At 66.2% G+C, this 9,165-nt stretch carries 12 protein-coding genes; 11 read left to right on the top strand and 1 reads right to left on the bottom strand.

Going from position 1 to position 9,165, the window contains the following annotated elements:
• Nucleotides 1-270: 270 nt before the first annotated feature.
• The 11 genes from U1703_RS14645 (at nucleotide 271) to U1703_RS14595 (ending at nucleotide 8,593) form a co-directional block, all read left to right on the top strand.
• Entirely contained in the window at nucleotides 271-843 is a 573-nt protein-coding gene (locus tag U1703_RS14645; protein WP_320453290.1) for a NifU family protein, read from the top strand.
• A complete protein-coding gene (locus U1703_RS14640; RefSeq protein WP_332786259.1) occupies nucleotides 843-1,433 on the top strand; it encodes a malonic semialdehyde reductase in 591 nt (196 codons plus the stop codon). Before U1703_RS14645 ends, U1703_RS14640 begins: the two co-directional genes overlap by 1 nt.
• A 9-nt stretch (nucleotides 1,434-1,442) precedes the next feature.
• On the top strand, nucleotides 1,443-2,081 hold the full coding sequence (gene tsaB, locus U1703_RS14635) for a tRNA (adenosine(37)-N6)-threonylcarbamoyltransferase complex dimerization subunit type 1 TsaB (RefSeq protein WP_332786258.1): 639 nt from the start codon (nucleotides 1,443-1,445) through the stop codon (nucleotides 2,079-2,081).
• A complete protein-coding gene (locus U1703_RS14630; protein ID WP_332786257.1) occupies nucleotides 2,081-2,566 on the top strand; it encodes a GNAT family N-acetyltransferase in 486 nt (161 codons plus the stop codon). The genes tsaB and U1703_RS14630 overlap by 1 nt, the downstream gene beginning before the upstream one ends.
• Before the next feature lie 98 nt (nucleotides 2,567-2,664).
• Nucleotides 2,665-3,087: a Fur family transcriptional regulator gene (locus tag U1703_RS14625; protein WP_042489602.1), complete on the top strand. Its 423-nt coding sequence runs from the start codon at nucleotides 2,665-2,667 to the stop codon at nucleotides 3,085-3,087.
• Nucleotides 3,087-3,833 carry a lysophospholipid acyltransferase family protein gene (locus U1703_RS14620; RefSeq protein WP_332786256.1) on the top strand — a complete coding sequence of 249 codons (747 nt, stop codon included), beginning with the start codon at nucleotides 3,087-3,089 and terminating at the stop codon, nucleotides 3,831-3,833. Before U1703_RS14625 ends, U1703_RS14620 begins: the two co-directional genes overlap by 1 nt.
• Before the next feature lie 61 nt (nucleotides 3,834-3,894).
• Nucleotides 3,895-4,290, top strand: coding sequence for a hypothetical protein (locus tag U1703_RS14615; RefSeq protein ID WP_332786255.1), 396 nt, complete (start codon nucleotides 3,895-3,897; stop codon nucleotides 4,288-4,290).
• Between the two features lie 44 nt (nucleotides 4,291-4,334).
• Entirely contained in the window at nucleotides 4,335-5,657 is a 1,323-nt protein-coding gene (gene miaB, locus U1703_RS14610; protein ID WP_332786254.1) for a tRNA (N6-isopentenyl adenosine(37)-C2)-methylthiotransferase MiaB, read from the top strand.
• Between the two features lie 422 nt (nucleotides 5,658-6,079).
• Nucleotides 6,080-7,078 (top strand): PhoH family protein, encoded by a 999-nt coding sequence (locus U1703_RS14605; protein WP_332786253.1) that lies wholly within the window; start codon nucleotides 6,080-6,082, stop codon nucleotides 7,076-7,078.
• 87 nt (nucleotides 7,079-7,165) lie between these two features.
• Nucleotides 7,166-7,681: an rRNA maturation RNase YbeY gene (gene ybeY, locus U1703_RS14600; RefSeq protein ID WP_332786252.1), complete on the top strand. Its 516-nt coding sequence runs from the start codon at nucleotides 7,166-7,168 to the stop codon at nucleotides 7,679-7,681.
• A gap of 9 nt (nucleotides 7,682-7,690) precedes the next feature.
• Nucleotides 7,691-8,593: a hemolysin family protein gene (locus tag U1703_RS14595; RefSeq protein WP_320453281.1), complete on the top strand. Its 903-nt coding sequence runs from the start codon at nucleotides 7,691-7,693 to the stop codon at nucleotides 8,591-8,593.
• A 232-nt stretch (nucleotides 8,594-8,825) separates the two neighbouring features.
• On the opposite strand, the gene U1703_RS14590 is transcribed toward U1703_RS14595, so the two are convergent.
• Nucleotides 8,826-9,050 (bottom strand): hypothetical protein, encoded by a 225-nt coding sequence (locus U1703_RS14590; protein ID WP_332786251.1) that lies wholly within the window; start codon nucleotides 9,048-9,050, stop codon nucleotides 8,826-8,828.
• Between the last annotated feature and the right edge of the window lie 115 nt (nucleotides 9,051-9,165).

Raw genomic sequence — 9,165 nt, 5'->3', positions numbered from 1 at the left:
GCTCGCCCGCTTCAATCGCCGAACAAAGCGCGCCTCCAAAACCCAACAGATGCTCGAGATCACTCTCGACATATTCCTCGCTAGAAAACGGCTGCAGAGTCCAAGGTGAACAGTTCCCCTTGCAGGGGAGGAATAGCGCGGGGCTTGAACGTCGAATCTCCCGTCGGGGAGGGTAGAGCCCCCCGCGCCACACCACGGGTTGCCGCCGGGAAACGCATCCTTTCCCGCGTCCAGCTTGATCCCCGCCGCGACCCGCGCCACATGGGGGTCATGCTGATCGAGACCGAACCGACGCCCAACCCGTCGACGCTGAAATTCCTGCCCGGCCGCAAGGTGATGGACAGCGGCACCCGCGACTTCGCCTCGCCAGAGGAAGCCGCCGCCAGCCCGCTGGCTGAGGCGATCTTCAACCTGGGCGACGTGACCGGCGTCTTCTTCGGCCGCGACTTCGTCTCGGTCACGGTCGCGCCCGGCACCGACTGGTCCGACGTGAAGCCCGATGTCCTGGGCATCCTGCTTGACCATTTCTCTGCGCAGATGCCGCTGTTCCGCCAGGGTGCGGCCGATTTCGCGGTGCCCGGCGACGAGGAGACGTTCACCGACGATCCCGAGGATGCCGACATCGTCGCGCAGATTCGCGAACTGATCGACACGCGCGTCCGCCCGGCGGTGGCCAATGACGGCGGCGATATCGTCTATCGCGGCTTCGACAAGGGCAAGGTGTACCTCAAGATGCAGGGCGCCTGCGCCGGTTGCCCCTCGTCCAGCGCGACGCTGAAGAACGGCATCGAGCAGTTGCTTCGCCATTATGTCCCGGAAGTCACCGAAGTGAGGGCCGTCTGATGAACCCGATCGACGATGCCAGCCTGGACCGGCTGTTCCGCGAAGGCCGCACCTTCAACCATTATCTGGACACCCCCATCGGCGAGGACGAGATCCGCGCGCTGTGGGATCTGATGAAGATGCCGCCAACCTCGACCAACCAGAGTCCGGCACGCATGGTCTGGTGCCTGAGCCAGGAGGCAAAGGAAAAGCTCGCGGCCTGCGCCTCGGACAGCAATGCCGACAAGATCCGTCAGGCGCCCGCCGCCGTCATCATCGGCATGGACGTGAACTTCCACGAAAGCCTGCCGCAGCTGTTCCCGCATGTCGACGCCAAGAGCTGGTTCGATGGCAATACCGAATTGCGCGAGGCCTCGGCCTTCCGCAACAGCTCGCTCCAGGGCGCCTATCTGATCCTCGCCGCGCGCGCGCTGGGGCTGGATACGGGTGCGATGTCGGGCTTCGACCAGGGCGCTGTGGACAAGGCGTTCTTCGCCGACCAGCCGGGTGTGCGGTCGAACTTCATCGCGACCATCGGTTATGGCGACACGTCCAGGCTGCACCCTCGCAATCCCCGGCTGGCGTTCGAGCAAGCCAACCGGATCGTCTGAGCCCCACCCTTGCGCACGCTGGTCATCGATACCGCCACCGCCGCCTGCTCGGTCGCCCTTCTCGACGGCGACCGGGTTGTCGCACGCGCCCATGACGTGGTCGGACGCGGCCATGCCGAAAAGCTGGTGCCGATGATCGCCGCGCTGCCGGGTGGCGGGCGGGCCGAGCGTATCCTGGTCGATTGCGGGCCGGGCAGCTTTACCGGCATCCGGGTCGGCCTCGCCGCTGCGCGCGGGCTGGCGCTGGGCTGGGGCATCGCCGCCTCGGGTTACAACTCGCTGGCGCTGGTCGCCGCTGCGGGATTTGGCGCGTGTGACGACGACGCGCTGTCGGTCGTGCTGGAGGGCGGGCATGGCGAGGTCTTCGTCCAGCCCTTCGCCCGCGACATGACCCCGCTCGCCCCCTTCGCGTCGATGAAACCCGACGCCGCGCTCGCCGCGCTGGACGGGCGGAGAGCGATCGGCAACGGCGTACGCTGGCTGACCGCTTTGTCGGCCGACCTGCCCGTCATCGAGACATTGCCCGATGCCGCCGAGGCCTGGCGACTCTCCCCTGCACTGACCGCCCTGCCCCCGCGCCCGGTCTATGGCCGCGCGCCCGATGCCAAGCTGCCCGGCGGGATCACGCCACCGGAGCTGGCCGCCTGATGGCCAGCATCGGCATCTCGCTTCGCCCCGGTGATGCGCGCGACGCCGGTGTGGTCGAACAGCTCATGGCCGCCGCCTTCGATCCGCAATGGGGCGAGGCATGGACGCGCGCGCAGTTGCTCGGCGTGATGGCGCTGCCCGGCATCAAGCTGCTGATCGCCGAGACGGGCGACGACCCGGCGGGCTTTGCGCTGACCCGATCGGTGCTGGACGAGGCCGAGTTGCTGCTGCTGGGCGTCGCGCCCGACCATCGCCGTCATGGCATCGGCAGCGTGCTGGTCGAGGCGGTCGTCGCCGATTGTGCCGCGCAACGAGTCGAGACGCTGCATCTGGAAGTGCGGTCTAACAACCCCGCCATCCAATTCTATGCGACCCACGGCTTTGCCAAATGCGGCGAGCGGCGCAATTACTATAAGGGTGCGGACGGGCAGCATTACGACGCGCATACCTATACGCGGTCGATCGCTGCCGGGACCATCGCCTGACCCGATCACTGTTTCCGGGTTATTGCGAGTCGCTATCCCCTTTTCGCAATTAGGCTTTGGGGGTAGATAGGGGTTTGTCCGAGGAGTTACACGTTACCATGGCCCGCAAAATCGATCTCGAAGCGCTGTGTGCGCAAAAGGGACTGCGCATCACCGAACAGCGCCGCGTGATCGCCCGCGTCCTGTCGGAGGCGGAGGACCATCCCGACGTCGAAAAAGTCTATGAACGCGCCGCCAAGATCGATCCCGGCATCTCGATCGCGACCGTGTACCGCACCGTCCGCCTGTTCGAGGAAGCGGGTATCCTGGACCGTCACGATTTCGGCGACGGCCGCGCCCGTTACGAGCCCTCGCCCGAGGCGCATCACGACCATCTGATCGACGTCGAGACCGGCCGCGTGATCGAGTTCGTCGACCCCGAGCTGGAACAGCTGCAAAAGGCGATCGCCGAGAAGCTGGGCTTCCGCCTGGTCGATCACCGCATGGAATTGTACGGCGTCAGCCTCGACCGCAAGAGCTGATGGCGCTGGCCGTCGCCATCGACGCCGACAGCAAGGGCGGCCTGCGTGCAGCGGGTCGCCTTTTGTGTATCGTGGGCACGCTGCTGGGGGCGCTGGTGCTGCACGGGGCGTGGCGGATGCTGGGGCGCGGCTCGCCCTGGCCACGCCGTTTCCTGCGCCGGGTCGCCGTGATCCTGGGCGCGGATATCCGGGTGGTCGGTCAGCCCGCGCGCCGCGACGTGATGATCGCTGCCAATCACCTGAGCTGGATGGACATATTGCTGCTGGCCGGAACGTCCGGCACGCGCTTCGTCGCCAAGGCCGAGGTCGCGGACCTGCCGCTGGTCGGCTGGCTGGCCAGCCTCAACCACACGCTGTTCGTCGAGCGCGGCGACCGGCTGGGCGTCGGCGACCAGATCGCGACGATCCGCGCGGCGCTGTCGGACGGACGGCCGCTGGCGGTATTTCCCGAGGGAACGACGGGCGACGACCTGTCGATCCTGCCCTTCAAGCCCGCGCTGTTCGCCGCGCTCGTCCCGCCCCTGCCCGGTATCCGGGTCCAGCCGGTGCGGATCGACTATGGCGCGGCGGCCACCGACCTCGCCTGGCTCGGCACCGAGGCGGGCGATGCCCATGCCAAGAGGGTATTGCGGCGACGGGGCCGGTTCACGGTGACGCTCCACTATCTGTCCCCCTTCGACCCGGCCGCCTTTCCCGACCGCAAGGCCATTGCCGCAGAGGCATGCCACAGGATCACCAGCGCCTGAAATCTGCCTCGCCAGCCGCGAAAGGCCGCGATAGGATCGGCGTGATTTCCGGGGGGATGCCATGCTCAGGACGATTCTCGTTGCCGCCAGCCTGCTGACCACGACCGCCGCGACCGCCCAGATGGCGAACCCTTGTCCGGACGGCACGAACCCCGCGACGATCCGCCACAGCAAGGTCAAGCCGGGCGGCTGGGCGACGTTCGCCAAGGCGGTGGCGGCGCACAACGCCTGGTATGTCAGCCATGGCGACCCGACCCGCACCACCCTGATCCGCGTCCTGACGCGCGGCGGCTCCGGCCCGGTGGTCAGCGATGCCGAGGCGGTGACGATCACCCGCTACGGCGCGACCAAGCCCCAGGCGACCCGCGACGCCGCCTACTCCGCCTTCACCGACCTTTATCGCCAGAGCAGCGAGATGGCCGACGAAACGCGGGTCTGCCTGCCCAAGGGCGGCTGACCCCATACTGGCGAGCCGAGAGGATTTGCGATAAGGGCCGCGTCATGCCCGCATCTCCCAAGACCTTTCACGTCAAGTCCTTCGGCTGTCAGATGAACGTCTATGACGGCGAGCGCATGGCCGAGTTGATGGCCGCGCAAGGCCTGTCCTCGACCGACGACGCCGCGGCGGCGGATCTGATCGTGCTCAACACCTGCCACATCCGCGAACGCGCGACCGAGCGGGTCTATTCGGAGATCGGCCGCCTGCGCAAGGATGCCGGCGAAGAGGGCCGCAAGCCGATGATCGCGGTCGCGGGCTGCGTCGCCCAGGCCGAGGGCGCGGAGATCGTGCGCCGTGCCAAGGTGGACGTGGTCGTCGGCCCGCAGGCCTATCACAACCTGCCCGAGCTGGTGGCGAAGGCGGCGGCGGGTGAAACCGCGCTCGACACCGACATGCCGGTCGAATCCAAGTTCACCCATCTGCCCAGCCGCCTAAAGGTGAACCCCTCGGCCTTCCTAACCGTGCAGGAAGGCTGCGACAAATTCTGCACTTATTGCGTCGTGCCCTATACGCGCGGCGCGGAGGTCAGCCGATCCTACTCGGCGATCATGGACGAGGCCCGCGCGCTGGTCGATGCGGGCGCGCGCGAGATCACGCTGCTGGGCCAGAACGTCAATGCGTGGAACGACGCCGACGACCGGGGCCTGCACGGGCTGATCCGCGCGATGGACCGGATTCCGGGCCTCCACCGTATCCGCTACACGACCAGCCATCCCAACGACATGACGCAAGGACTGATCGACGCGCATGGCGATGTCGAAAGCCTGATGCCGTTCCTGCATCTGCCGGTCCAGTCGGGCAGCGACCGCATCCTGAAGGCGATGAACCGCCAGCATACGCGCGACGGCTATATGCGGGTGATGGAGCGAGTGCGGGCGGTCCGTCCCGACATCGCGCTGTCGGGCGACTTCATCGTCGGCTTCCCCGGCGAGACAGAGGAAGACTTCGCCGACACGCTGCGCCTGGTCGATGCGATGGGCTATGCCCAGGCGTTCAGCTTCAAATATTCCCCCCGCCCCGGCACCCCGGCCGCCACGATGGGCGATCAGGTTCCGCCTGAGGTCATGGACGAGCGGCTCCAGCGCCTGCAGGCCGCGCTCAACCGCGACCAGCATGCCTTCAACCTGGCGAGCGTCGGTCGGACCTGCACCATCCTGCTGGAACGGCGCGGCAAACTGCCCGGCCAGATGCTGGGCAAATCGCCCTGGCTGCAATCGGTCCATCTGATCGGCGACCACCAGATCGGCGACCTGGTCGAGGTCGAACTGGTCGCGGCAGGCCCAAACTCGCTGACCGGCCAGGCGAAGGTCAAGGCGGCGGCGTAACGTCCAACCTCCGTTCAGGCTGAGCGAACTCGAAGCCCACGCCCACGCCGCCACGATTTTGTTCGCGCGGAGACGCGGAGGCGCGGAGATGTCCAATCCGTTGATCCTGCATCCGGCCCTCGCGACCGGAAGACCTCATTTGATACGCCTGAGGCCGACAAAGCGAGGTCGCGGCTGGATTCACCCTCTCCGCGCCTCCGCGTCTTCGCGTGAACACAATTTCTTGTTCGCGCAGAGGCGCAGAGGACGCAGAGACAGAAGGAAGTCTCCCGTCCGCCTGCCGTGCTCTTCTTCTCCGCGCCCTCTGCGCCTCTGCGAGCCCAAAAACCTTTCTGTCGTCACACCCGTGTCACGCAATTTCGCTGGCGTTCCGACTTGGGCCACCCCATCTTGGGGAAACCTACTGACGGTGAAAGGACCGCATGAGCCGCAAGCCCCTCCCCGCCCAGGCCGGTGAACGCAGCCGGGCGGAAATCAGCTTCGACAAGCCGCAAGTGCTGGCGCAGCTGTTCGGCCAGTATGATCGCAATCTGGTCGCGTTGGAAAATCGCCTCGGCGTGTACATCACCGCACGGGGCAATCGGGTCGGACTGGAGGGTTCGGCCGAGCAGGTGGCGCTGGCGCGCGACGTGCTGAACGACCTCTATGCCCGCATCCAGCGTGGCGAGGATATCGACACCGGCCTGGTCGACGCTTCCATCGCGATGGCGTCCGAACCGACGCTCGACGGCATTCTCAGCGCCGAACGCAGCTCGACCCCGTCGATCATGATCCGCACGCGCAAGAAGACGATCGTGCCGCGCACCCCCGCCCAGGCGCATTACATGAAGGAGCTCGTGTCCAATGACATGATCTTCGCGCTCGGCCCGGCAGGCACCGGCAAGACCTATGTCGCGGTGGCGCAGGCGGTGGCGCAGTTGATCAGCGGATCGGTCCAGCGCCTGATCCTGTCGCGCCCGGCGGTCGAGGCGGGCGAGAAGCTGGGCTTCCTGCCCGGTGACATGAAGGAGAAGGTCGATCCCTATCTCCGCCCGCTCTACGACGCGCTCCACGACTGCCTGCCCGCCGAGCAGGTGGAACGGCGGATCGCCAGCGGCGAGATCGAGATTGCGCCCATCGCCTTCATGCGCGGCCGGACGCTGGCCGAGGCTTTCGTCATCCTCGACGAGGCGCAGAACACCACCCCGGCGCAGATGAAGATGTTCCTGACCCGCTTCGGTCAGAACAGCCGCATGGTGATCTGCGGCGATCCCAACCAGGTCGACCTGCCCGGCGGTGTCGCCGCGTCGGGGCTGGCCGATGCGGTGCGTCGCCTGGAGGGTGTGGAGGGCATCGCGATGAGCCGCTTCACCGCCGCGGACGTCGTTCGCCACCCGATCGTCGGGCGGATCGTCGATGCCTATGAGGGGCCGAACGCCTGACCCTGCTTTCGATGGCGTAACGATGGAACTGTTGTTAGGGGGCGGCGATTTCCACCTCGTCCGCTCCCTATTCCTGGAAAGGCTCCGATGATCGAGATTGCGCTGATCCATGAAGATCCCTGGTCGGGCGACGAGGAAAGCTGGGAGGCACTGGCCACCCGCGCCGCGCGTGCCGCGATCGAGCGGACGCCGCATGGCCCGTTGCTGACCACACCCGCGCTGATCGAGATTTCGGTGCGGTTGACCAGCGATGACGAGGTGCATGCGCTCAACCGCCAGTATCGACAGAAGGACAAGCCTACCAACGTCCTGTCCTTTCCGATGGTCCAGCCCGACCTGATCGATACGGTGACGCAGAATTCGGATGATGGCGAGGTGCTGCTGGGCGACATCGTGCTGGCCCACGGCGTCTGCGTCGCGGAGGCTGCTGAGCGTGGCATTGCGACCGAAACGCACGCGACTCATCTTCTGGTGCATGGCGTTCTGCATCTGCTAGGCTATGACCACATGAACGATGACGAGGCCGAGGCGATGGAAGCGATCGAACGCGACGCGCTGGCCAGCCTCGGCATCGCCGACCCCTATCTGATACGCGAGGACTGACACCCCCCGATGGCCGACGGCCCCAGTAGCGTCACCGGCAACGGTGACTCCAACGAAAACAGCATCTGGCAGGGGCTCAAATCCCTGATCTTCGGCGGTGAGCAGGAAGAGTCGCTACGCGACCAGCTGGAGGAGGCGATCGACCGGCATGAGGGCGATCCCGGCCCCGATGCCAAGGGCGACCTGACCCCGCTGGAGCGGCAGATGGTCCGCAACCTGCTTCATTTCGGCGAGCGCGATGCCGGGGACGTAGGCGTTCCGCGCGCCGACATCATCGCGATCGAGGAGCGGACGACCTTCGACCATATGGTCCAGATCTTCGCCGAGGCAGGCCATAGCCGCCTGCCCGTCTATCGCGAGACACTCGATCAGATCATCGGCATGGTCCATATCAAGGACGTGTTCAACATCCTGGCGACCGGCGCGGAGCATCCCGCGACCATCGCAGGGCTGATCCGCGACCCGCTCTATGTGCCGATGTCGCGCGGCGCGCTCGATCTCTTGGCCGACATGCGCCAGAAGCGGGTGCACCTGGCGGTGGTGCTCGACGAATATTCGGGCACCGAGGGCCTGGTCACGATCGAGGACCTGATCGAGGAAATCGTCGGCGAGATCGAGGACGAACATGACGAGGCGCCCCAGGCGCTGCTGGTCCCGCTCGACGGTGGGGCATGGGATGCCGATGCGCGCGTCAGCCTGGAGGAGGTCGGCCGCGCGGTCGACCCTGCGCTGGAGGAAGCACAGGACGATGTCGACACGCTGGGCGGCCTGACCGCCGTGCTGGCGGGGCAGGTGCCCGAGGTCGGCACCTGTATCGACCATCCCAGCGGTTGGCGGATCGAAGTCACCCAGGCCGACGAACGCCGCATCCACCGCCTGAGGCTGCATCCTGCGGTGGCGGACGCCGAATAGACGTGGGTTGGCCAACGCGCCGACAGCCGATTACGCAATCGATCACACTGGGCAGCGCAATGCGTTAGTCCAACGGTCGTAAAGACGCTAGGGAAGCTCGCAAGCCAAGGTCAGCGAAGGCGATCTGGCCCCGAACTTCCCAAATCGAAGGCGCGGCATAATCTCCCTGACGGTCGCGCTTTCGACGGCCGCCGATGCGCTCCCCTAAGGCATCGGCGGCCAGCATATCCGATCACGACTGGAGCAGCGTTCCCACGTCTCGCGCCGCCACGACCCAGCGGTAAAAGGCGTCGATCAGATAATAACGCGGCTGAGTCGGCTCCATCTTCACCTTCTTGGCACCCCCGATACAGGGTCGCGCCCCGTCCAGCACTTTCATGGTCAGCGCGTTCTGCAACGCGTCGTCGCCGTGCGCTTGGACGATCCGGGTCGCCAGTTCGGGTTGCAGTCGGGTCATACAGATGCCGACCTGGAACAGGAAACGGTCTGACGGCTATGACTTCACAATCCACCCTTGGCGAGGATTTTCCCGAAGTTGCGGTAACACTTGGCTTTTACCGAACCGTTGCATG

Origin of the sequence: Sphingomonas flavida (assembly GCF_036663655.1) — a bacterium.
GTDB lineage: Bacteria > Pseudomonadota > Alphaproteobacteria > Sphingomonadales > Sphingomonadaceae > Sphingomonas.
This window is presented reverse-complemented; position numbering and strand designations above follow the sequence as displayed.